The organism is Oscillochloris sp. ZM17-4 (assembly GCF_019599295.1).
GTDB lineage: Bacteria > Chloroflexota > Chloroflexia > Chloroflexales > Chloroflexaceae > Oscillochloris.
Map to the genome: position 1 here is coordinate 55292 of NZ_JAIEWN010000007.1, position 23457 is coordinate 78748.

Here is a 23457-nt window from a genome sequence, read left to right on the forward strand (position 1 = left end):
AGGTGAGCAGCCACGCTAGCAGCACCCATAGCAGACCCTGCGGCGTGCGCCGCAGCCCGCGCAGGCTCGCCAGCATGACGACCAGCAGCCCGATCGGCAGAATCTCCCAGCCGGACGGCGCCACCGTCCGGCTCAGCCCCACGCCGAGGCCCGCCAGCTTCGCCGCATCGACGCCCCCCCCCCACCAGCCCGTCCGCGCGTAGCCCTCCATCCAGGCCGAGAGCTCGCCCCAGCTGCGAAACCCGCTCACCCCCAGGCCCACCCAGAGGTAGGCCCCGGCGACAATCAGGCCGAGGGGGAGCAGGTAGGCGATAGGCAGCAGGTAGCGTGTCGCGGCGCGCGGCCTGTCCCCCGTCCCCTGATCTCTGATCCCTAGCAGCAGCGCCACCCCCACCGGCACACACAGCAGCACATTCGTCTGGTGGAAGAGCACGGCGAGGCCCTGCGCGCAGCCGAGGGCGGCGGCGATGTCTGGAGATGGTCGGCGTATCAGGGCGATCATGAGCGCGAGGGCGACGATCAGGAAGAGCGACGCGATCGTATAGACCTCAACCTCGACCGCATAGTACCAGAAGGCGTAGCTTGACCCGAGCAGCAGCGCCCCGGCGGCGGCGAGGTCGGCCCGGCCGGCGGCGCGCCGCGCTATGGCGAAGAAGATCGCCACGCCGACGGCGCCGGCCAGTGCGTTGGTGGCCTGGATGAGCAGCGCTGCGCTGCCCCGCCAGCCGAAGCTCAGGGCGAGGCTGCGGATACATGCGCCAAGCGGGCCATAGGCCAGGTGATGTGGGTGGAACAGCTCGGGCCAAGGTTTGCGGTCAACATCGAGGATATAGGAGAGCGCGTCGAAGGTGTGGACCTGGGTGAGCGTGATCAGGTAGAGCCCAAGGTAACAGGTAACAGGTAACAGGTAACCGGCTATCGCAGCTCGTCTTTTGCCTGTTACCTGTTGCCTGTTACCTTCGAAGGTCACGCGTCGCTCATCTCAATCAGGTCGCCCATCTGCGTGCTGGTGGCGGCGATCACGCCTGCCGGCAGCTCGATCACCGTGCGGGCACCCCAGGCTCCTGCGTAGGGCCTCCCAGGCGGCATCGCGGGGTACAGCCCAACAACCCTCCCGGCGCGGTTGATGAAGACGACATCGATAGGGAAGTTCATGAAGAAGGTGTGGATGCTTGAGCAGGGGGCGATCAGCAGGCCGGTGTCCTGGGCGAGATCTGGGCGGCCCATGAGCCCGCGTCCGCGGGCGATGAAGCTACGGGCCTGCTCGCACTGCTCCGCAATGATGGTGCCGCGGGTGGTATTCGTGACACGTAGGTTCATCACACAACGCCCCCGCCCAGTGAAGGGGCGGGGGCTCCCATAGTGAGCACTGGGCTAGAGGCCGCCAAAGCTCGACATAATGCGCGGGATAGCCGGCCCAAGGATGACCACGAACAGCGCCGGGAAGATCAGGAAGACCATAGGGAAGAGCATCTTGATCGGTGCCTTTTGGGCTGCCTCCTCTGCCCGCTGCCTACGGCGGACGCGCATCTGATCCGACTGGAGGCGCAGGATCTTCGACATTGAAACACCCAGCTGGTCAGCCTGGATCACTGCGGCGGTGAACGTCTGCACATCCTCGACACCGGAGCGGACAGCCAGATCCTTCAGCGCCTCGCGACGCGTGCGGCCGAGGCGGATGTCCGAGAGCACCTTTTTAAACTCGCGGGACAGCTCATCGTCCCACTTCTGGGTCACCCGCTGGAGGGCCAAGTCAAAGGCTAGGCCCGCTTCCACGCTGATACAGAGCAGGTCGAGCGCATCGGGGAGCGACTTCGTGATCGACTTTTTGCGGCCGGATATCTGCCGGCCCAGCCACATAACGGGCAGCATATAGCCCAGCACAAAGCCGACTGAGCTATACAGCAGGCCCTGAGAGAGCGGCATCGACTGGAGTGTCACCACCGTCATCGCCAGGCCAAGCACAAGAGCTAGCACCATGCGCAGGCCCACGAACATCGTCGGGGTGATGCCTCCAGGGTTGCCGGCCTGCTGAAGATTTGTGCGCAGGCGCTCCGCGCTCTGCTTGGCGCCATACTTGCCGAGTAGCATCAGCACCGAGCGCGCGGCGGGTACAAACACCCGCTGCATCAGTGGCTGCTGTAACTCCAGCTCTTCGAGCGTCATCTGTCGCTCGGTGAACTGGTTTAGTCGCTCGCCGATCGCGTCAGGCTGACGAGTGCGGCTGAGGCCGAAGATCATCAGCCCGATCCCGGCAACTACCATGAGCACAAGTACCATGATCGGAGTCATTGAAGCACCTCATCGGTTGTTCTGTCATCCGGGGTCTACCCCGTGCCACCCCATGCTACGTGAAACGCCAACGAAGTGATCTGGCTGGTAGCGACGTATAGCCCGACGTGAGCATGTCGAGATCGACTGCTTAGACCTCGATATCCATAATTTTCATAATGATAAAGAAGCCCATGACAATCATTGCTAATGACACAACGGGCAAGCAGCACCAGTTCTCAGGCGGCAGGCCGATCGTGAAGATCGGTGCCATATACGATGGGTTCACCATGGTGATGAAGATTGCCAGGCCGACGGGCAGCCCGGTGATCACCCAGGCAGAGATTCGCCCCTGGGCCGTGAGAGTCTGGATCTCGCCTTTAATCCGCACCCGCTCACGGATGGTGTGGCCGATGGTGTCGAGGATCTGGGCGAGATTGCCGCCCACTTCCATCTGGATATTCACCGCCGTAATGAGCAGATCAAGATCCTCAGAGGGCATGCGCCGCAGCAGGCTCTCGAGCGCCTCCTCAGTGCTGCGCCCAAGCCCGACCTCTTGGACCACCCGCCGGAACTCCGCCGACATCGGCATGGGGGCGTCCTTCGCCACCATATCGAGCGTCTGCAGGAAGCTGAACCCCCCACGCAGCGCGTTGGCCATCATCGTGATCGTATCGCCGAGCTGGTTATTGAACGACTTGATCCGCTGGCCTGCCCGCATCCCCATGTAGAAATTCGGGGCGAACGAGAAGATCACTGCCCCGAGCAGCGCAGCGGCAAACATCGCTGCCTGGTTGGCCCGGCCGAGATATATGCCGATCCCTGCCCCGATAAGGGCGCTGATCAGCTTCACCCCGATGAACTCAGCCACCGTCAGCTTCAGGTCAGCCCGGGCGAGATCGCGCGCAATGTTGCCGCCCTGCTTGCTCTTCGAGACGACGCTGTCGATACGTTCGAGCGCCTGCTTGGCTGCGGGCTCGCTCTGCTTCGTGTCAGTGCGGCCGGCGAACTCCGAGAGGCGCTGTGAGACATCGGGCGTACGTGATCCCCGCATGACCAAGACAACCACAGCCAAGATCAGCGCTGATAGCAGCCCCAGGCCCACCAGGGTGATCGGCATCATGTCGGGTGAGAGCAGCCTGTCCATAATGCTCCGTAGGTGACGTCAGCGCGTCGACGACGCGCTGACGTCACCGGTTGTTACTGCTTGTTAGAGCCCAAACCGATCTCCGCCGACCCCGAAGGTGTGGGAGGGCAGGAAGATATTCATCGACTCGAACTTCTCAATAAACTTAGGCCGTACCCCGGTCGGGCGCAGCTGGCCGACGATCTTGCCCCGCTCATCGAGGCCCGTCTGCTCGAAGACGAAGATATCTTGGAGCACCACCACATCGCCCTCCATGCCGCTCACTTCAGTGATCTGCGTCACCCGGCGAGAGCCATCCTGAAGGCGCGACTGCTGCACAAAGACATGTACGGCGGAGACGACCTGCTCGCGGATGGCGCGGGCGGGCAGATCCATGCCGGCCATGAGGCACATCGTCTCGATCCGACCAATTCCATCGCGGGGCGAGTTTGCGTGGATCGTCGTCATCGAGCCATCGTGGCCGGTGTTCATCGCCTGGAGCATGTCGAGCGTCTCGCCGCCGCGGCACTCGCCCACCACGATCCGCTCTGGTCGCATACGCAGGCAGTTGATCACTAGGTCGCGGATCGTCACCTCGCCGCGGCCCTCGACGTTTGGCGGGCGCGACTCAAGGGTGACGACGTGATCCTGGGCGAGCTGGAGCTCGGCGGCGTTCTCCACGGTGATGATCCGCTCATCCTCGGGGATAAACGAGGAGAGCACATTGAGCAGGGTGGTCTTGCCGGAGCCGGTGCCGCCGGCGACCACAATGTTCAGCCGGGCCTTCACACATGCCTCAAGGAAGTCGGCCATCTCATTGCTCATCGCGCCGAAGCGGATGAGATCTTGGATGGTCAGGGGGTTCTTGCGAAACTTACGGATGGTGAGCGTCGGCCCATTGAGCGCGAGCGGCCTGATGATCGCATTGACACGTGAGCCATCTTGAAGGCGGGCGTCCACCATCGGCGACGACTCATCGACACGCCGGCCGAGCGGGGCCACGATCCGGTCGATAATTCGCAGCACATGATCATCGTTAGCGAAGGTGATGTCGGTGCGGATCAGCTTGCCCTTCTTCTCGATGTAGATTCGCTTGGGGCCATTCACCATGATCTCGCTGATATCATCATCGGAGAGGAGTTGCTCAAGCGGGCCGAGGCCGATGATATCAGCCTCGATACTATCGAAGAGCCTTGCTCGCTCGGCGCGCGTCATCACAATGCTCTCGCCATCGAGGATAGAATTGAACGTCTCTTCGACCTGCTTGCGCACCTTCGCCTTATTGGCGAGGTCGAGCTTCGGGTCGAGCTCGTTGATCAGGCGGTTCTGGACGCGGGACTTAATCTCATTAAATGTGTCGTCCTCACGGATGCTGCTGGCCGAGCGTACCGGTGCCTCAAGCCGTTGGGTGTTGCTGTTCCCCGATGGGCGCGGGCTTGCCGGCTGAGTCTCACCGGGTGTCGTCCCGCCGATTCGTTTGAGCAGAGACATAGATCATTCCTCCGGTGGGAGACGCTGGGGGCGAACGTTTACGGCGCACCGTCGGCCCTCCCCAGCACCAGGAGCACTTACCGCTTCGGTATCATGCGTGAGAAGAAGCTGCCACTCTTCTGATCGGGGGGCGTCTGCTGCCCTGGTGTCTCAGCGGCCTTCGCCGCCGCCGCCAGCTCTTTCGCCAGGGCGACGACATCGCGCACAATCTGATGGCTCGGCTTTCCGATCACCAGGGGCACGCCCTGGTTGATCGAGAAGGTCATATCTTGGCCGGCGTCGCCAATCTGGAGCGACACCTTGCGCTGGATGTTCTTCTCCACATCCTCGGCGCGGATGCCGGTGCGGTTCGACGCCTTATTCAGCACGAGCATTACCTTCTCGTGGGGGTACTCCAGCAGGTCGGCCACCTCAAGAAAGAGCTTAATGTTGCGGATGCAGTGCATCTCAAGGGTCATCAGCGTGACGATCCGGTTCGCCATGTCGAGCACTGCCAGAGAGCGATCCTGGAATGTTGCCGGCGTATCGACGACCACATAGTCGAACTCACGGCGCATCAGGTCGAGGATCGTGCGGATGTGATCGGACGTCACCAGCTCGCCTCGCTGTGGGTCGGGCGGGGCAAGCAGCACTTTGATCTGCGAGGTGTGGGTGGCCATCACATCGTTAAGCAGCTCGCGATCCATCTCGTCGATACGAGTCGCGATATCGATGATCGTCTTGTCGGAGCGCAGGTTCAGGATCACGCTGAGGTCGCCAAAGATCACATTGGCGTCGAGCAGGGCGACCTTCTTATTCGTCAGCTGGCGTAGGGCGACGGCGAGATTGGCGGCGATCGATGATGTGCCGACGCCGCCCTTTGGGCTAAAGACTGCGATGATCTGGCCTTCGCTGGTGCTGCCGCCCGCACCGCCGCCGCCGTCCGAGCTGCTCGTGGCTACTGCGGGCCGGGATCGGGTTGCTGCGAGGCGGTGGACGTGGCGGATCGATTTGTAGAGATCGTCGGCGCTGATCGGCTTGGTGAGGAACTCGCGCGCGCCGGCGAGCATCGCTCGGCGCAGGTAGTCCGTCTCGCCCTGGACGCTCATAATAATGACCTGGATCGTCGGATCCTGGGTCAGAATCGCCTCAGTGGCGGCGATGCCGTCCATGTCGGGCATATTAATGTCCATGAGGACGACATCAGGTCGATACTGCTTTGCCATCGCAACGGCCTCGCGGCCATTGCCCGCCTTTGCAATCACCTCGATATCTTTCTCAAAAAAGAGCAGCTTCTCCAGCTGATCGCGCGTATCGATGATATCGTCGACGATCATCACGCGAATTTTGTCGCCCTCACTCATGGACTGGCTCCTCAATGCGATCGGCTGGCGGTGTTCCGGCTCAGCGAAGTAAGCAGCTCTGTGTATGCATATCGTACCACTTTTTTGGCTCGTCCGGCTACTTTTGTTCAGGCGTGAGACGTGAGGCGCGAGGCGTAACATCTGCCTCACGCCTCACGTCTCACGCCTCACGCCTCACATGTTCGATCTACGGCACCCGTGTCGGCGCCGGGGTGCGGGTCGGCTCAGGCGTAAACGCCTGGTCGGGGCTGATGACATTCGGCGGTAGGTTCTGCGGTAGCGGCACACCAAACTCCGACACCAGCAGATCGAAGGTTGCGCCGATCGTCGGCTCGTAGGTGCTATCTCCGGCACCGCGTAGGACAAGGATCATGCGTGAGTTCGTCGCGAGGGCAAACTCCATCAGCTCGATCTCCTGGTTGTCCACCGCAAGGATGAGCGTCCATGCGCCCTGGGTGATCGAGCCGGTCGTATCGCCACCCCCCAAGGCTGGGTTGATCGGCTGTCCCGATGCATCGACCTGGGGCAAGCTGCTCGACTGTGGTGGGGTGTCCGCGTTTGGCTCAGGTGTGGAGTCGGGGGCGGCCACCTGCGGGCGGATGATCTTGATCACTTGGGCCCGTTGGACGATCGTCTTCGTCGCGTTGAAGTTCGGGTCGCTGAGCTCGCGCTGGAGCACCGGCACCTGCTGCCCAGCTATCTCCTCGACCGTCTGGCCCGTCGGGTACGAGTAGCGGCGGAGCAGGTTGAAGGTGGCCACCACGTCGACGAAGTCGCCGGGCTTGATCTGATCCGCGACGCCCGAGAGATTGTTTACAATAAACGGGTAGGCCTTGTCGCGCGCGCGATCCGCCTCGGCCGTCGGGATCTGCTGCGATAGGCCCGGGTCGGTCAGATCCGCCTTCTCGATCGGCTGCTCGGCGAGAATCTGGCGGATCGCCAGCTTCCCCAAGACGTCGGTGAGGCTGGAGAAGTCTTTGTCTGCATTGAACTGATCTTGCGAGATCTTCACGATCTCGATCTGCGAGGTGTCAGAGATCAGCGTGTTCGCCTGGATATCGATGCGGGCGCGGACAACTTCGACGAGGGGCACCTCGGTAGGCAGCTCGGTGGCTTCTACGGGGGTGCCACCGATCGAGGTTGGCCCCTGGAGGAAGAAGAACACCAGGCCAGCGCCAACAATGAAAATCAGGCCGATCAGGAGAATGAGTACACCACCACGCCTCATACGGGGGCTTCCTTCCTTATCAGGCAGAGCGAGGGTGACAAGGTGCCATGTCAGCACAGTATAGCATAGGCTGGCAAGTTGTGAAGCGGTTTTACTGCGTGTAAAGGGCTAAGAAGGCTTTACACTTTCGGCAGTCCTAACGGTACTGTATTGTGGGGGCTGGGGGCTGCCGCCCTACAAACCTGCGTTATTTTGGTGACATGTGTGCCCATTAGGCACATGCAGCACAATCAGTGTTTTGTGGGAGAGCGAGGCTCCCCCACCCCCTCACGGTGCGCCGCCCCTACTAGCGGGCGACTAACGGCAGCATGACGACATTGATCGGCGACCCCTCGATCCTGAATGTGATCGTCTCGCTACGGTTGTTTGTCTCGCCGGTCGTGCCCTCGGGCACATTGTTCCCTGTGTCGAGGATCATGCCGATCCGGTAGTTGCCAGTCGTGCTGAATGCGCTGCGGATGTCGCTGACCGTCTGGTAGTTATTGGCGTTGTCGTGCCAGCGCGAGTTCCCTACCGCATCGGGCTTGAGCAGGTCGATCACCGTGCCCGATTGGATCTCGTAGGTGAAGATCTCGGCGTAGTAGCGGCAGAGCGTCTTGTCGCTCTCCTGGAATGCGTTCGGGTCGGGGAGGGTCAGGCTTGGCGCTGTTGATTCGGTCAGCGGCGAGTAGGTCATACATAGGTTGACATAGACGCTCGTCTCTGCGGCGGGGTAGCGCGCCCGATCCGCGCTCAGCGTCGCGGCCTGATCCGTCAGGTTGAGATTCCGCATATTCATAGTAACGGAGCTGAGCCGATTATTGGTGGTCGTCACCGAGAACCCGCCGGTCGGGATGTTGAGCTCGGCGTTGCCGGCGATCACCTTCTCGATATACACGCTGAGCAGCATCGGCGTGCTCTTGGGGTTTTTGATGCCGCTGCCGGTGGCGTCTTGCATCAGGTGGGCGCGGTATTGGAGGCAGCTGGCGGTGGTGTCGCTGCCGAAGAGCGTCGTCATATCCACCGTGTTATACATGGCGCCGCTGATGGCCGACTTTGAGTAGAGGGGGCTGCTGGCGAAGCCATCGGCGGAACTGCTCCACGGGTCGGTGTCTTTGAAGCCGTCATCGCCGGTGCATTCGCCCGAGCCGGTGATCTTCTTGCGGAACTGGATCTCGATATCGGCATTCGGGCTGCCCGTTGTGCGGTCGATGTCGGTCGCCCAGTGGATCGCGAGCACGCGGGCCAGCTTATTTTCGGAGCCGAACTCGAACGAGGATTTGATTGCCCCCGAGTAGTACCAGCCTTCTGGGGCGCGCTTGACGTCATCGGCCGTCTCATCGCCGCCGATCTTCCCTCGGTAGACCTTGTTGCTTGGCTGCCCGCTGCTGTTGCTCCCGCCGATCGCGAAGACCCATGCCGAGTTGAGCGTGTCGGGGATCGCGCCCGTCGGCGTCTCGGCCCGCACCAGGGCCGCCCCGAGGTTGTAGCGGCCTTGGTCATCATTGTTCGTATTGAGCACTTTATCGGCATCGGCGGGGCCGGGGCCGATGACAAAGTCCGTGTCGATCTTGATCATGTTCAGGTCGTCATCGTAGAAGGCCGTGGGCACCGCATTCAGAGCGCCTGAATTATCGTTCGTGGTCGTGCCGCCGATCATATAGAGCTTGTTGTTGTACGTGATGCTAGTCAGCCCGCGGCGCGGCGGGGAGAGCGAGACCTGCTCGATGCCGCCGTTGCCCGGCGTGGTTTTCCAGGTCAGCGCGCCCTTGTCGCCGATGTCGGCCCGGTAGATGTAGGGGTTGAGGACGACCGGGTCGCTGTTCCCGCCCAGGGTGAGGGATCCGCCAGCGACAAAGATCGCTGACTTGAGCTGGTCGCCGACGACAACATTGACGGCGGTCGCGGTGGCGTCCCAGATCCCCTTGTCGGCAGCCGATGGGAAGTCTGCGGTGCGCTTCCAGACCCCGGTTGGGCTGCCGGTGAGCGGGTGCTTCAGATCGCCGGTGGTATAGTCGATCTCCGTGTAGTAGACCGCCTTCAGCACGCGGCTCGTCAGCTCGTCCGGGGATAAGCTGCCCGGACCATTCACGTAGAGGCTCTTGCCGCCGATCACATACAGGTAGTAGTGGTCGGTGCCATTGCTATCTCGCGCGCGGACGATGGCCGTTGAGGTGCCGTCGATCCCGAGGGTGCGCGCGGAGTCGGTGCCGTTGTCGGTGGGCACCTTCGGGCTGGGCAGCAGGGCGGAGGTCAGCGTACTCCAGGTGATCGTGCCGTTGGTGGCGACTGTGGCGCGCTGCACGATCGGGGTCGAGAAGTTGTACGTGCAGCCGGGGATGTCGGCCACGCCGCCGATGACATAGATGAAGCCGCTGTTATTGCCCTTGTCTAGGCTCGCCACGCCCACACGGGCGCGCTTTCCGGTGACGGCCTTACACTCGGGATAGTACAGCTCCGTGCTGCTGTCGAAGATCGCCTTTGTGGCAGTCATCGGCTTATTGAGCCAGGTATTACCGCCGGTCTCAATCAGATTGCCCTCCTGGGGCGCTACGGTCGCCCACCATGTGGCGTCGGTCGCGTTCCCCGCGAGCGGCTTCCCTCCAATCACATAGATTCGGTTGCCCAGGGCGGTCACGCCAGGGCTCGAGACGGCGGCATCTGCTGGGAGATCCCCAGGGATGCTGTCCCAGGGATTGAGTACGCCGGCGGGGGAGAGCTTCACGACGCCAGCCTGATCGGCGACCTCGCCGTCGGCTGGCGTGAGGGTGCTGCGATTATCGGGGCCGATCGAGACACGCTGAAACACACCATCGGCGAAATCGCCCTGCGCGTTATCGATCGGCTGCGGCACAGAGCTTTGGGCTGCGGCGGGCTGTCCAGGGATCAGCGCGATCATGCTCACGCAGAGCAGCAATAGGGCATATCCCTGAAGAGGACGCCGAGTACGTGAAACTGGCACCATTGGGCACCTCCTTGAAGCGCAGGGCGTATACGATACTCTGGGCTGAGATGAAGTATGGTCCACCACATGATCTGCGGGGCGCTGCCCGTCGCCGTGTCGTGGCCCATAAGCATAGTATAGGCCAGGTTGTCGGGGTGTGCCCCCGACAACCCGGCCCACATCCCGCCGTTCCATCGATATCTGGGGTTGTGTCAGGTGCGACCCTCGACCTGATTGCTTGCAGCTGTCAGGTCGCCCCTGACGGTAGGTGTCCTAGAGCGTAGGGCAGACATCGCCGCTGAGCTTCAGGGTGAGCGGCTGCTCGATCCGCTGGACAAAGCTCGTGCCCTGCGTTGAGGGGCTCACATCGACGGTGAAGTCGCTCACCGCCTGGCCGGCGGACCAGATCCGGCTGTACATTCGCATCACGTTCGGCGGGTCGAGCGGGTGATGGTAGAAGAGGTACGCCTCCATCCGATAGGTGCCCTGGGGCACTCCCTTAAACTCGTAGGTCAGCAGACCGTCGGTCCCGGCCGTGATCGGCGCAGTAAAGGTGTTCACGCTGTCAGAGATCGTCACCTCGCCGACGGTCGGGTAGGACAGGCCGTTTGTCCCGTTGACAAACTCATTGCTGGGGATGGTGCCGGTGCTGGTGCCGCTGGGGCCGGCGATACAGTCGCCCAGCTCAACCCGCTCGTTGATTGTGTCGATGATCGTGTCGACATTGGTCGTGCCGTCGGCGTAGGTCTCCAGGCCCTCGGCCGCGAAGTAGTAGTTGGTTGAGGAGGGCACGCCATCGCGTAGGCCGGTGCTCGGGATGCTTGAGAGGGCGATGACGAAGACCTCGGCCTGCACGGTGTCGTTGCGCAGCTTATCTTGGCTCGTGGTGATCATCTGCGTGATCGGCCGATCCATGCCGTTCACCTTAGGGCTCTTGACTGGGTCGGTGAGCTGGCACGCTGCGTTCTCGATGACGTTGCTTCCCAGGTTATAGCAGGTGCCATTCGTCGGGTAGGTCGTATAGCTGCTCTGCCCGCCGAGCAGGTTGCTGTCGTTCGTCTTCAGGAACTGGTTGGACACACCGTCGGTGATGAAGAGCACCACCCGCTTGTACTCGACGTTCTTCCCGCCGAAGGCGACGGTCTTGGGCGCGGCATCGTACATGAGGCTGGCCCGGTACAGGCCGCCGGCGCCATTCGTGCCGCCCTGGCTGCGGTAGTTGCCGTAGCCGTTGTTGAGCGTCGTGATGAAGTCGATGAGGCTGGTCGGGTTGCTCGAGAAGTTCTTGGTGTTGCCGCTCGGCACCATGGAATTGAACCAGACCACCGCCATCTTGTCGTCGGGCCGGGTGTTATCGTAGCCGGGGTTGCCGGGCATGTTCGCGAGCTTCACCAGGCGCTCAAGAGCTTTCTTCGCGACGTAGATGCGGCGCTCGCTCTCCGTCTTCCACCAGTGGTCCGTACCAGTGCCCGTCTGCTGCACGGCCGGGTAGCCGGGCGGGCCGTTGGCGCACTGCTTGATGACGTTCGTCTCATTGCACTGGCCGTTGAAGTTGGCGCTCATCGAGCCGGAGGAGTCGAGCACCACCACATACTGGATGGGCTTCTGCTCGGTCGGGATGATCTGGTACTCCGGGTAGAAGGAGACGTTGCCGAACAGCTCCAGGGTGCCGCCGGGCGGGGGCGGCGTGACGAGACAGGCGGTGTACTGGCGCACCGGCTCGCCGACGAAGATCATATCGAAGTAGGGGCCTTTGCTCGAATCATTGCCCTGGCCGGTGATTACGAAGGCGCCGAGGCGCGACACCCGCACCTGCACATCCGCACCAGTGCCGTCCATCTGACTGTAGATCGGCAGGATGAGGAAGGTGCTGTTGAAGATGTGGTTGTCGATGGCGGCGCTGAGCGATGCCTGCTTCGCCGCATTATTCTCTTTCCAGCCCGGGCTTCCCCAGATCCAATCGCCGGCGTTGATCGTGCCCGGCTCTTCTGGGTAGCCCTCCGGGGGCGTCTGCCCTGCGGGCCAGGGTGCCTCTTCAAAGCCGGCTGCGATGTTGCCCTCGCCGGTCATGCTGGCGGCCAGCTCACTGAGGCTGGTTGCCTGTAACCCATTGGCGCCCTGATCCCGCATCCAGCGCAGCCAGCTGAAGCTGCCGGCGCTCGAGCCATCCCTCACATAGATGCGGCGCTGGATCGAGCCATTGTCGAGCACCTTATACGCGTCGGGGTCGCTTGGGTCGATGCCATCATCATTGAAGGTATCGCCGGTGATCGTGGCCGTATCGACCGCCAGAGGGTAGACGCCCGAGTTGACCGGGCAGAGTCCCGCGTGCGCGGACGCGTTGATCGGCAGATCGTTTCGGCCAACCACGCGGGCGAACGAGGTGTCGACCTTACGATCAACAGTCACCTGAATATAGGCGATATTGTCGGGGAAGGTTGAGTTGCTCGGGTCGAGCCGGGAGATCACCTCGCCCTGCGAGTCGAGGTAATAGGCCGCCACCTCCGACGCGTTCTCGGTGCCGGCGGCGGCGTTGATCCCATTCGACTGGAGGGAGTTGGTGATCGCCGTGAAGATGTCCCCTGGGGTTGTGTTGGCGTTGCGCTGGATATACGCGGTCATGCCGGCGATCGAGGCGGCGTTGCTAGCCGAGACCGCCTGTCGCTCTTGCGAGAAGGTGTTGCCAACATCGACGGATAGGCCGACCATCGCGACCAGAATGATGATCATCAGGGCGATGATCGGGATGCTCTGTCCCCGCTTACGTTGCCTGACGATCCGGCTCAGGCTTGGGCGTCGGGTGGTACTCATAACTCTCCTCCGTTGTGCGTGGGGTTGTGTCGTTGTTGTGAAGCGTTGATAATGTAGACCTGAGCCGGGCCTGATCACCCCCTGAACGAGCTGCGGATGCGCATCATATACGATGTGCGCAGCTCAATGGAGTCAGCGAATGCGGGCGCGAGCGGGAAGATGAACTTATAGGTGTATTTGACCGTCACCCGCACATAGCAGTACTTGCCTGTATTGCGCATATCTACGCCAGCCGTGGTTGTGCGGCACGTGGTCGGCGTGCCCAGAATGTTGTCGCCGCTGTACTTGAGCAGCTGGATGTAGATGTTGGCGTTTGGATTCCAGTAGTTGATCACCGTCTGCCCGCCGTCATCGACCCCATCGTTATTCAGGTCGAGCAGGTTGGCGAAGCCGGTAGGGTTATCGCCGCCAGAGAAGCGCACCCGATTCACGATCTCGTTATAGTCCAGATCGACCGCCTGGACTGAGCTGCCGTTCATCACGAGCACAGGGTGGCTGCCGAAGGTGGCCCCCTCCTGGGCGGCGGTGCGCAGCCCCTGGAGCGTGAAGAAGATCAGTCCGAGATCGACCGCCGCCGAGAGCAGCATGAAGATCAGGGTTGCCGCCAGGGCGAACTCGACAAGCGCCTGGCCTACGGTGCGTTTTGCGCTGCTGCGACGGAACATAATGCTTTCCTCTATAGCTGTGCCTGCTCGTGCCGCTCAAGACAGTGCGTTACCGGGTGGCCTACGGGTTCGGGTTCAGCTTATGCCAGTCGGCGACATCTTTGGCGCAGGCCACGCCGCCGGGCTTGCTTGGGTCTACCCCGAGGTTCTCAAGGGATCGGCGCTGCGTCACCCGAAGCGTGAACGTGCCGTCGTTGAAGCCTAGCAGGCTGAAGAGCGGCGTGATCCCGGTGACCGGGTACTCGATCGTCACCTGGATCGGCCCGCGGTCATCAAGGTTACGCGTGTCTCGCGTGGGAAGGCTATCTTCCGGGTAGGTGATGGTGAGGAAGTTTGCAATATTGGTGAACAGGGTCTGGTCTGTCCTGGCGGCCTCGTAGATCCCGTGGACGCAGGAGTCGGACTCGAAAGCGAGTCCGTCCGGGATCGTCTGCCCCTCATAGGCCAGCCACGACTGGTACGGGGGGAGCTGCGCGCCCGCCTCGGCGGCGTTGCGGGCCGCCTGCGAGACTGTCGTGTAGGCGAAGATGAGGTAGCCGAACTCCATGATCCCGAACAGCAGGATCAGAAGCACGGGGAGCACAAATGCCATCTCGACGATTGATTGTCCGCCTGTTCGACGCCTCATGCCGTTCCTCCGGGGATAATTGCTGTACGCTGATTATAGGCTTTTAGGACGCGCAGAAACAATAGGCTAAAGGTACCGAGTCGCCGGAAAGATGACAGATAGGTGACAATTTTGTTGCCGGCAACAACACTGCGCACGGTGAGGGTGTGGGAGAGCGAATCTCTCCCACACAAAAACTGATGGTGCTGCGGCGCGGCGTAGCCGCGCCGCAGCACCATCAGTGCAGCATGTGCCTGATGGGCACAGATTCTGTGGGGTGTCACGAATCTTCGTGCAAAGGTGGCCATGGCGGGCGGCTGAAGCCGCGTCGCCGAGGCGCTGCGCGCCAGGCGTCGGCCTACACCCGATTCTGTGCAAAGTGTGGACAAAAAATATGAAGGGGTCTATACTGAACACTATGAGCGTATTCCCACACATGCAAGAGGATTTTGTTGTTGTCCAGGCGGATATGGCGCGGGTCGGCCATGTGATGACCGACCAGTCGCACATGGAGCGGTGGACGTCGCCGGCGGTGCGCTTCGCGCCGCTCGATGGCTGGCGCTTCGACCGGGGCGCGCGCTGGAGGCTCAGCTTACCCGGCCTCGGCAGCCTCCTGGAGGCAGACTATATTGTGTTCGAGCGGCGCGAGGGGCTGATCCTGTGGGCCTTTGACGGCTTCTGGGAGGGGTTTGACGCCTGGCACTGGCGGCCCCACGGCGGCTCCGGCGAGACGCTGATCCAGAACCGGATCGAGTACCGCCTGAAGGTGCCCGGCCTCTCGCTGATCTGGCCGGCGACGATCGGCCCGCTGATGGGCTGGGACGCCGATGTGCAGATGGGGCGGCTGAAGCAGGTATGTGAGGAGTAAGCTATGGCACGACCTTTTCTTCCGATGACGAGCAAGTGGCGGAATGAGTTTGTCCGCCCGCGCGGGCCGGCGGATGTGCCGCAGCCCGGCGAGGAGGCCCCGGACTTCACGCTGCCCTACGCGCGCTTCTTCTATGATGAGGCGGGCGAGGAGAAGGTGGAGTACGGGCGCACCATGCGCCTGAGCGATCTGCGCGGGCGGCCGGTGGTGCTGGATCTGACCCGGATCGTGAGCGACCGCTTCTTCTGACCGAACTGCGCGCCGCACCTGGATGGTTTGCGGGAAGCATACGGCGAGTTCGAGAAGCGTGGCGCCCACGTGATTGTGGTGAGCAGCACGGACCTGGAGATGACGAGCTATGTGGCGGAGGTGCTGCACGCGCCCTACCCCATCCTCAGCGATCCCGGCTGGGAGGTCTTCTATCGCTACGGGATGGGCTCGGGGTTTGGCGTGCCGCTGCCAGGCTGCTTTGTGATCGATGCGGCCGGGGTGATCCGCTACAGCTGGGCCGCGCCGTTCTCGCCGGTCTTCACGCCGCCGGCGCCGGAGCTGCTGCTGCGGGAGCTCGACAGCCTGTAGCGATTGCAGATTGTAGATTGTAGATTGTAGATTGTGTGACCAATCTACAATCTGCAATCTGCAATTTTTTAATCATGGCCCTCGATGTAGGCGTTGATCATCTGCTGCCAGTAGGGCCAGTCGTGGCACCAGCCGTCCCAGAGGCGCAGGGCGTTGCCGACGCCCTGCGCCCAGAGCTGGCGCGAGAGCAGCTCGTTCGACCATGCGGCCGGGTCGTCGCGGCCGGTGACGAGGATCAGGTCGGTCTCGTTGAGCCGGTCGAGCGTCCACTGGTCGCCCATATTCGGCACGAAATCGACGGGGTTGTGGAAGTAGACGCCCTGGGTGTAGTGGCTAAAGAAGCGGCGGATGTCATAGAGTCCGCTGAGGGCGATCACGCGGCGGATGAGGCCGGGGTGGCGCAGGGCGAGGATGACGGCCTCGGTGGCGCCGAAGGAGCATCCGGTGGCCATGAGGAATGGGTTCGGGTTGATCGCGCGGATGAGCGGCAGCACCTCGGTGATCAGGTAGTGCTCGTACTGCTCCTCGCGGAAGATACGGGCGTCGGATGGGCCGCCCTCGTTGTACCAGCTCTCGCCGAAGACGCTGTCGACGCAGATCAGCTGGAGCCAGCCCTGCTCGATCCGGTGGGCCAGCGCCCCGACCATGCCGCGGTCCTCGAACTCGTGGAAGCGGCCGTGCGAGGTGGGGAAGACCAGGCATGGGGCGCCGGCGTGGCCGAAGATCAGCAGCTCCATGGGGCGGCCGAGGGCCGGGCTGTCCCAGCGGTGATAGGCGCGGTGCATAGGACTCCTTCGACAAGGGGACGGGGAACAGGGGGCAGCAGATTGGGTTTACAGGCGTCTGGATGGGCTGTATGATAGCGGGCCTGATTTCTGCTGTCAACCGCGCCATTCTTAGGGGAACCCATGACCTCCCAGGCTCTTGATCGCCCCGCCGATATGACCGTCCCGCAGCTACTGATCCTGCTCTTCGGGCGACTGGCCTTCAACACCGGCTTTCGGATCATCTACCCGCTGCTGCCGGTGCTGGCCGCCGGACTTGGGGTAAGCCTGGGCGTGGCGAGCCTGCTAGTGACGGTGCAGGTGGCGGCGACGATGCTCAGCCCGCTGGGCGGGGCGCTCTCGGACGCGCGGGGCGAGCGTCTGACGATGACGGTGGGGCTTGTCGGGTTCTGCGCGGGCGCCCTGGTCTGCGCCCTGACGGTGAGCTTCCCGCTCTTCCTCGTCGGCTACGTCCTGATCGGCGTGGGCACGGCGCTCTATATGCCGGCGGTACAGGCCTACGCGAGCGCCCGCAGCGACTACGGCCAGCGCGGGCGGGTGCTGGGCACCCTGGAGCTGAGCTGGGCGCTGGCGGCGCTGGTGGGGGTGGCCGGGCTGACCCAGCTGATCGCGCTGCGCGGCAGCTGGGCGCCGGCCTTCTGGGCGCTGCTGGCCCTGGGTCTGCTGATGCTGGCCCTGACCCTGACTCTGCCGGACGCCGGCGGCGCGCGGCGACAGCGCGCCGAGGGCGCCCCGGCGCCCCGGGGCGTCTGGCGCCGCCCCGGCATCCTGGCGGCGCTCGGGCTGATCTTCTGCCAGATGCTGGCCGCCGAGCTGATCTTTGTGGTCTACGCGAGCTGGCTCCAGGGCGACTTTGGGGCGAGCACCGATCAGCTGGGGCTGATCTTCGGGCTGCTGGGCTTTGTGGAGCTGGCCGGCTCGATTGGCGCGACGCTGTTCACCGACCGGATCGGCAAGCGGCGCGCGGTGGTGCTGGGATTCCTGGCCGTGGCCGTGCTCCAGGCGCTGCTGCCGCTGAGCGGCGGCAGCTGGGCGCTGTTCCTGGTGCTCTTTCTGCTGTTCGACCTGTGCTTCGAGTTCTCGATCGTCTCGGCCTTCCCGCTGGTGAGCGGGCTGACCGAGGATGGCCGGGGGACGGTGCTGGCGCTGGTGGTGGCGATGTCTGGCCTGGGGCGGGTGGTGGGGTCGCTGCTCGGGCCGCAGGTGTTTGCGGCGGTGGGCTTCGCGGGCAACGGGCTGCTGGCGGGCGCGGCGGCGCTGGTCGGCGCCCTGGTGTGCCTGCGGTTTGTGCGCGAGGGGGATCACTGAGGCACTGAGGCGTTGAGATATTGAGGCGGCGAGCCACATCAGTGCCTCATACCAATTCTCCTGAGCTATTCTGCATTCCTGTCACCCTGAGCGGAGCCGCAGGCGCAGTCGAAGGGTCTTTTTGGGCATCTCCGTCAAGATTCCTCGCTGCGCTCGGAATGACAGGTATGCGGAATGGCTCAGTGCCTCAGTGCCTCAGCGCCTCAGTGATCTAGTAATAGAAGAACTCGGGCGGCAGGGGGTGGGCGCCGGTGAGGGTGACGCGGACATCGTCGTCGCCGCGCTCGACGGCGCTGATGGTGGCCTCGATGGCGCGCTCGCCCTCGCGCCAGCGCACGATATCGCCGGCGCGCAGGTCGTAGTTGGCGGGCCGGGCGTAGGCCCCGGCGCAGTCGATCTCGAAGCCGTCGCGGTCGATCTTGTCGACCGGGAGCTCGCTGTAGCGCCTGCCGTAGTCGCGACGCTCGATGGTGATGGTGGTCAGGTTCGGCTGAGTCATAGCGCTTCTTTAGGGTTGGGCAAGGAGGTCGGCGCAGGCCAGGCTGTGCCCCCAGCCGCCGCTGTTGTCGTCAAAGGACCACCAGGCCGAGAGGATGGCGAAGGCGCTGGCCCAGGCGCGGATGCGCTCGCGGTCGAGCCCAAGCTCGGCGGTGAGGATGTCGAGCCGGCGGCGCATGACGCGCCCCGGCTGGGGCAGCGTGAGCAGGCTGGGCCAGGGGTTGAGCATCAGGGCGGCCGGCTCGAAGGCCGGGTCGCCGATGATCCCCTTGGGGTCGATTATCAGCCAGGGCTCCCGCCCCGCGCTGAGGATGTTGAAGTGGTGCAGGTCGCCGTGGAGCAGCATCGGCTCGCCGGATGAGGTCAGCAGGTCGGCGCAGAGCCGCTCTGCCCGCTCGACGAGGCTGCTCGGGAAGGGCCCGGTGCCGCCGGCGAAGCGCGCCCGCAGCTTGGCCAGGCCGGCGAACCAGTCGGCCACGCGGGGGAAGCGGTGATCGGCGGGCGGGGCCTTCCAGAGCCGGCGCATGGTGTCGGCGGCGATGGCGGTGGCCCGGCCATCGTCCTCGGCCACCAGGTTGGCGAGCTGATGGCCTGGCTCGGCCCGCTCGATCAGCAGCGCGCCGCCCTCGACGTCGGCCTCAAGCAGGCGCACGCAGCTCCCGTCGCCGAAGTGGCGCAGGGCGTCGATCTCGGTGCGTAGCTCGTCGCGCGGGACGCCGAGCTTGAGCACGGCGGGGCTGCCGTCGGCGCGGCTGGCGGGGGCGACATAGTTGTAGGAGAGGTTGGCGAAGGCGGGGCCGACGGAGAGCGCCCAGCGCCGGGCGTACGCGTCGATCAGCGCGGGGAGCCGGGAGAGCCAGGCGGTGCCGTCTTCCGCAAAGGTCGCGATCATCTGGTGCCGGAAGGCGGCGGGGATGTCCATACGGCTCCAAGGCGAGGGTACAGGGCACAGGGTGCGGGCGCCCGACAGGCTTCGCATTATAACACGATGCCCCATCGCGCTCATGCGCTGCGCGTAGGCGCGGTGGGGAAAGCGCCTCAGGTGTAAAGAGTACTACAGACGCCAAACATCACAGAAAGCTTAGGCGAGGCCCAAAATGCTTGAAATTGCCTACAGGGTGGTATATAATGGCTCAAATGGTGGGGGAAAGTGGGGGAAAGTGGGGAAATCGAACAGATTTTCTTGCTGAGACAGTTTAACACTGAGGGCGCACCGTGTTTCTGGGCGAATTCGAGCACAGCATTGACGAGAAGGGCCGCGTGGCCGTCCCCGCCCGCTTCCGCGAGGAGCTGGGCGAGGGGATGGTGCTGACGCGCGGCTTTGATCTGTGCCTCCAGGCCTTCCCCCGCCAGGTCTGGCAGCAGCTGTCCCAGAAGGTGAGCAGCCTCTCGCTGGGCAGCCCCGAGGCCCGTAGCCTGCGCCGCATGCTCTTCTCCAACGCCGCTGAGGTCGAGGTTGACCGCCAGGGGCGCATCCTCGTCCCGCAGAACCTGCGCGAGTACGCCGGGCTCGCCGAGCAGGTGGTGATCACCGGCATGGACACCTACTTTGAGCTGTGGTCGGCCGAGCGCTGGCGCGCGGTGATGGATCAGCTCGACACCAGCGGCGCCGGGATCGCCGAGCAGCTGGCGGCCCTCGGTATTTGAGATTGCAGATTGCAGATTGCAGATTGGGAGCACATCCGTGGAAGAGCACAATCTGCAATCTGCAATCGAAAATCTGCAATTCCACCACGTCTCTGTCCTGCCGCACGAAGTGCAGGAGTCCATACAGCCGCGGCCCGGCGGGGTCTACCTTGACGGGACCGTTGGCGGCGGGGGGCACGCCCTCGCGCTGCTGCGGGCGGCGCAGCCGGGGGGCAGGCTGATCGGCATCGACGCCGACCCGGCGGCGCTGGCGGCGGCCGGGGAGCGGCTCGCGGCGGCGCAGCTCCCAGAGACGAGCTACACGCTGCGCCACGGGCGCTTCGCGGAGATGGCCGCGATCGCCCACGGCGCTGGCGTCGATCATGTGGATGGCATCCTGCTCGACCTGGGGGTCTCGTCACACCAGATCGACACGGCGGAGCGAGGGTTCGCCTTCAGCAACGATGGGCCGCTGGATATGCGGCTTGACCCGACCCGCGGCCCGACGGCGGCCGACCTGGTGAATAGCCTGGATGAGGTGGCCCTGGCAGATATCATCTTTCGCTACGGCGAGGAGCGCGGCTCGCGGCGGATCGCCCGCCTGATCGTCGAGCGGCGGAAGCAGTCGCCGCTCACCCGCACGGCCGAGCTGGCGGCGCTGGTGGCCCGGGCGATCGGCCGGGGCGGGCGCGACCGGATCCACCCGGCGACGCGCACCTTCCAGGCGCTGCGCATCGCGGTCAACGGGGAGCTGGAGCAGCTGGAGGCGGCCCTGCCGCAGGCGGTTGATCTGCTCAGGGGCGGCGGGCGGCTGGCGGTGATCAGCTTCCACTCGCTGGAGGATCGGATCGTCAAGCTGTTCTTTCGGTCCGAGTCGGGCTACGGCGGCAGCGCCAACGAGCGGACGCCGCGCCTGCGGATCGTGACGAAGAAGCCGATCGAGGCCGGCGAGGATGAGCTGGCCGCAAACCCGAGGTCGCGCAGCGCGAAGCTGCGGGTGGCCGAGAAGATCACTGAGGCACTGGGATCGTGAGACACTGATTGGAGCACGTGATGGCCGTCAACACGCAGCGTATCTCTACCATTAGCGAGGCCCGCAAGCGGCGGATCACGCTGCCCCAGTACATGCGGCTCGACGGCAGCCGCTATCTGCTGGGGCTGGTGTTCATTCTGGCGATCATGAGCCTGATCGTGCTCGTCCAGACCGGCGCCGTGGCCACGCGGGGCTACGCCATCTCGCGGCTCGAGGTCGAGAAGACGAGCCTGATGCGTGAGCGCGGGCAGCTTCAGGTGCGCGAGGCGCACGCCCAGTCGCTTGAGCTGATCCGGCGGCGCGCCGAGCAGATCGGCCTGCGCCCGATCTCGCCCGACCAGGTGCGCTACCTGGATGTTCCAAGTGAGGGAACAGGGGATAGCGGACAGGGGATAGGATCCGCCAGTATCACTCCTTAATTTGCAGTGCCGCCACTGTACCCTGTACCCTAAACCCTGTACCCTAAATATATGGCCACACGCACGAACAACCCGCCGCGATCGCAGCCCGCAGCCGCCACGCCCCCCGCGCGTGTGCGGCTTGAGCGCTGGCGGATCAATGCGGTGCTGCTGATCTGCCTGCTGCTGATCGCCCGCGTGGTGGTGCGCCTCGGCGACCTGCAGGTGGTCCAGCACGAAACGCTCTTGGCCCAGGCCCGCGCCGAGATCGATCAGCAGGTGCCGATCCAGGCGCAGCGCGGCCTGATCACTGACCGGCTCGGCAATGTGCTGGCTATGGATGTGGATCGCGAGAGCCTGTGGGTGGTGCCGGCGCAGATCGATCAGACGAAGGCCGGCCGCCTGGCCCTCACCCTCTCGGCCCTGCTGAATCAGGACTCGGCGGAGATCCTCAAGGCGCTCACCGACACCGACCACTACTGGCTCCCGGTGGCGCGCTGGCTTGACCCGGCGGTGGCCGCGCAGGTGGACGCGCTCGGCGAGCCGGGGCTGCACTGGCAGTACGAGCCGCGCCGCGTGTACCCCCAAGGCTCCTTCGCCTCGCAGGTGATCGGCGCCGCGAACTATAACGGCGACGGGATCAGCGGCGTCGAGGGATTCTATAACGATCAGCTCCAGGGGGTCAATGGGCGCATGGAGGCGGAGTTCGACCCGCAAAAGAATCCGATCGCGATCGCCCCGTCGCGCACGATCCCGCCGCGGAATGGCACCGACCTGACCCTGACGATCGACCCGCTGGTGCAGTACGTGATCGAGCGCGAGCTCCAGCAGGCGATCGAAAAGCACGACGCCGATGGCGGCAGCATCATCGTGCTCGACCCGAAGACCGGCGCGATCCGCGGGATGGCCAGCTGGCCATACTTCGACCCGAACCGCTATGGCGACTACCCTGCGGATGTCTATGGGCGCAACCCGGCGATCAGCAGCCTGTATGAGCCGGGCAGCACCTTCAAGATGATCACGGTATCCGCTGGCCTACAGAGCCACAGCTTCACCGCCGACACGCAGGTGAATGACACCGGCACGGTCTACCGCTTCGGCCAGTCGCTGAGCAACTGGAACGGGGGCGGCAATGGGATGATCGACCCGGCCCACGTGATCTACTTCTCCAGCAATGTGGGCGCGCTCCAGCTGAACGAGATCACCGGGCCGGAGAAGTTCTACAGCATCGTGAGCCAGTTCGGCTTCGGCCGGCCCACCGGCGTCGATATGGGCGGCGAGGAGGCGGGCATCGTCAATAGCTGGGGCACCGACGCCTATAACGACCTGACCTTCCTGACCAACGCCTACGGCCAGGGTATCTCGGTGACGCCCCTGCAGATGGTGCAGGCCGCCGCCGCGATCGCCAACGATGGCGTGATGATGCGGCCCTACATTGTGGAGCGGCGCTGTCAGGCCGAGCGCTGCGATGATACGAAGCCCACGCAGGTCGGGCAGCCGATCGATAAGGGCGTGGCATGGACGCTCCGGCGCATGCTGGTGAACTCGGCCAACCACTACGCCCCGGTGGTCTGGGGGCCGCAGAGCAATAACTACGACGATCAGTGGCTTGTGCCGGGCTATCAGGTGGGGGCGAAGACGGGGACGTCGTCTATCCCGCTCGATGGCGGCGGCTATGACCCAAGCTATACGATCGGCTCGGTGCTGGGCTTCGCCCCCGCCGAGGACGCCCGCTATGTGGTGCTGGTGAAGATCGACCGCCCCAAGGACGATATCTGGGGCGTCACCACGGCCATCCCGGTCTACTACAATGTGGTAGATCAGCTGCTTCGCTACGAGAAGCTCCCGCCCGACCCGGCTTTGGTCAACCCAGGGCAGACGATCCCTGGGCTGACGC

At 64.0% G+C, this 23457-nt stretch carries 22 protein-coding genes and 1 pseudogene; 8 read left to right on the top strand and 15 right to left on the bottom strand.

Going from position 1 to position 23457, the window contains the following annotated elements:
* The 12 genes from K2Z83_RS07945 to K2Z83_RS08000 form a co-directional block, all read right to left on the bottom strand.
* Window positions 1–970 (bottom strand): glycosyltransferase family 39 protein (locus K2Z83_RS07945; protein ID WP_220594643.1); only part of this gene is annotated, 970 nt, incomplete at its 3' end.
* Complete coding sequence (locus K2Z83_RS07950) at window positions 967–1320, bottom strand: DUF192 domain-containing protein (RefSeq protein ID WP_220594741.1); 354 nt, start codon at window positions 1318–1320, stop codon at window positions 967–969. The genes K2Z83_RS07950 and K2Z83_RS07945, both read right to left, overlap by 4 nt.
* A gap of 54 nt (window positions 1321–1374) precedes the next feature.
* Entirely contained in the window at window positions 1375–2292 is a 918-nt protein-coding gene (locus K2Z83_RS07955) for a type II secretion system F family protein (RefSeq protein ID WP_220594644.1), read from the bottom strand.
* Between the two features lie 130 nt (window positions 2293–2422).
* Entirely contained in the window at window positions 2423–3418 is a 996-nt protein-coding gene (locus tag K2Z83_RS07960) for a type II secretion system F family protein (RefSeq protein ID WP_220594645.1), read from the bottom strand.
* Window positions 3419–3481: 63 nt separating this feature from the next.
* Entirely contained in the window at window positions 3482–4888 is a 1407-nt protein-coding gene (locus K2Z83_RS07965; protein WP_220594646.1) for a CpaF family protein, read from the bottom strand.
* Window positions 4889–4965: 77 nt separating this feature from the next.
* On the bottom strand, window positions 4966–6231 hold the full coding sequence (locus K2Z83_RS07970) for a CpaE family protein (protein WP_220594647.1): 1266 nt from the start codon (window positions 6229–6231) through the stop codon (window positions 4966–4968).
* A 187-nt stretch (window positions 6232–6418) separates the two neighbouring features.
* Complete coding sequence (locus tag K2Z83_RS07975) at window positions 6419–7459, bottom strand: pilus assembly protein CpaB (protein ID WP_220594648.1); 1041 nt, start codon at window positions 7457–7459, stop codon at window positions 6419–6421.
* Between the two features lie 286 nt (window positions 7460–7745).
* Window positions 7746–10355: a hypothetical protein gene (locus K2Z83_RS07980; protein WP_220594649.1), complete on the bottom strand. Its 2610-nt coding sequence runs from the start codon at window positions 10353–10355 to the stop codon at window positions 7746–7748.
* 300 nt (window positions 10356–10655) lie between these two features.
* A complete protein-coding gene (locus K2Z83_RS07985; RefSeq protein WP_220594650.1) occupies window positions 10656–13193 on the bottom strand; it encodes a VWA domain-containing protein in 2538 nt (845 codons plus the stop codon).
* 74 nt (window positions 13194–13267) lie between these two features.
* The gene (locus K2Z83_RS07990; RefSeq protein WP_220594651.1) at window positions 13268–13858 is read right to left on the bottom strand and encodes a TadE family protein; all 591 of its coding nucleotides are present in this window, start codon (window positions 13856–13858) and stop codon (window positions 13268–13270) included.
* A 61-nt stretch (window positions 13859–13919) separates the two neighbouring features.
* A complete protein-coding gene (locus K2Z83_RS07995; protein ID WP_220594652.1) occupies window positions 13920–14486 on the bottom strand; it encodes a TadE family protein in 567 nt (188 codons plus the stop codon).
* Window positions 14483–14773, bottom strand: a complete 291-nt coding sequence (locus K2Z83_RS08000) for a hypothetical protein (RefSeq protein WP_220594653.1) — start codon at window positions 14771–14773, stop codon at window positions 14483–14485. The genes K2Z83_RS07995 and K2Z83_RS08000 overlap by 4 nt, the downstream gene beginning before the upstream one ends.
* A gap of 110 nt (window positions 14774–14883) precedes the next feature.
* Between K2Z83_RS08000 and K2Z83_RS08005 the strand changes: the two genes are divergently transcribed.
* From K2Z83_RS08005 to K2Z83_RS28875, 3 genes and pseudogenes are all read left to right on the top strand, one after another.
* Window positions 14884–15333 carry an SRPBCC family protein gene (locus K2Z83_RS08005; RefSeq protein WP_220594654.1) on the top strand — a complete coding sequence of 150 codons (450 nt, stop codon included), beginning with the start codon at window positions 14884–14886 and terminating at the stop codon, window positions 15331–15333.
* A 3-nt stretch (window positions 15334–15336) separates the two neighbouring features.
* The gene (locus K2Z83_RS28870; protein WP_255603546.1) at window positions 15337–15582 is read left to right on the top strand and encodes a hypothetical protein; all 246 of its coding nucleotides are present in this window, start codon (window positions 15337–15339) and stop codon (window positions 15580–15582) included.
* Window positions 15583–15594: 12 nt separating this feature from the next.
* Window positions 15595–15912 (top strand): annotated as a pseudogene (locus tag K2Z83_RS28875) (peroxiredoxin family protein); the annotation flags it as partial.
* A 68-nt stretch (window positions 15913–15980) separates the two neighbouring features.
* Here K2Z83_RS28875 and K2Z83_RS08015 read toward each other — a convergent pair.
* The gene (locus K2Z83_RS08015; RefSeq protein WP_220594656.1) at window positions 15981–16697 is read right to left on the bottom strand and encodes an esterase family protein; all 717 of its coding nucleotides are present in this window, start codon (window positions 16695–16697) and stop codon (window positions 15981–15983) included.
* 123 nt (window positions 16698–16820) lie between these two features.
* Here K2Z83_RS08015 and K2Z83_RS08020 point away from each other — a divergent pair, with 123 nt between their 5' ends.
* Window positions 16821–18005 carry an MFS transporter gene (locus tag K2Z83_RS08020; RefSeq protein WP_220594657.1) on the top strand — a complete coding sequence of 395 codons (1185 nt, stop codon included), beginning with the start codon at window positions 16821–16823 and terminating at the stop codon, window positions 18003–18005.
* A 211-nt stretch (window positions 18006–18216) separates the two neighbouring features.
* Here K2Z83_RS08020 and K2Z83_RS08025 read toward each other — a convergent pair whose 3' ends face one another.
* The gene (locus tag K2Z83_RS08025) at window positions 18217–18504 is read right to left on the bottom strand and encodes a hypothetical protein (RefSeq protein WP_220594658.1); all 288 of its coding nucleotides are present in this window, start codon (window positions 18502–18504) and stop codon (window positions 18217–18219) included.
* Window positions 18505–18513: 9 nt separating this feature from the next.
* On the bottom strand, window positions 18514–19425 hold the full coding sequence (locus K2Z83_RS08030) for an aminoglycoside phosphotransferase family protein (RefSeq protein ID WP_220594659.1): 912 nt from the start codon (window positions 19423–19425) through the stop codon (window positions 18514–18516).
* 293 nt (window positions 19426–19718) lie between these two features.
* Here K2Z83_RS08030 and mraZ point away from each other — a divergent pair, with 293 nt between their 5' ends.
* The 4 genes from mraZ to K2Z83_RS08050 all read left to right on the top strand — a co-directional run.
* Window positions 19719–20150, top strand: coding sequence for a division/cell wall cluster transcriptional repressor MraZ (mraZ, locus tag K2Z83_RS08035; protein ID WP_220594660.1), 432 nt, complete (start codon window positions 19719–19721; stop codon window positions 20148–20150).
* Window positions 20151–20223: 73 nt separating this feature from the next.
* Window positions 20224–21162: a 16S rRNA (cytosine(1402)-N(4))-methyltransferase RsmH gene (rsmH, locus tag K2Z83_RS08040; RefSeq protein ID WP_220594742.1), complete on the top strand. Its 939-nt coding sequence runs from the start codon at window positions 20224–20226 to the stop codon at window positions 21160–21162.
* 20 nt (window positions 21163–21182) lie between these two features.
* Window positions 21183–21581: a hypothetical protein gene (locus tag K2Z83_RS08045; RefSeq protein ID WP_220594661.1), complete on the top strand. Its 399-nt coding sequence runs from the start codon at window positions 21183–21185 to the stop codon at window positions 21579–21581.
* Between the two features lie 51 nt (window positions 21582–21632).
* On the top strand, window positions 21633–23457 hold a 1825-nt coding region (locus tag K2Z83_RS08050; protein ID WP_220594662.1), incomplete at its 3' end, for a penicillin-binding protein 2.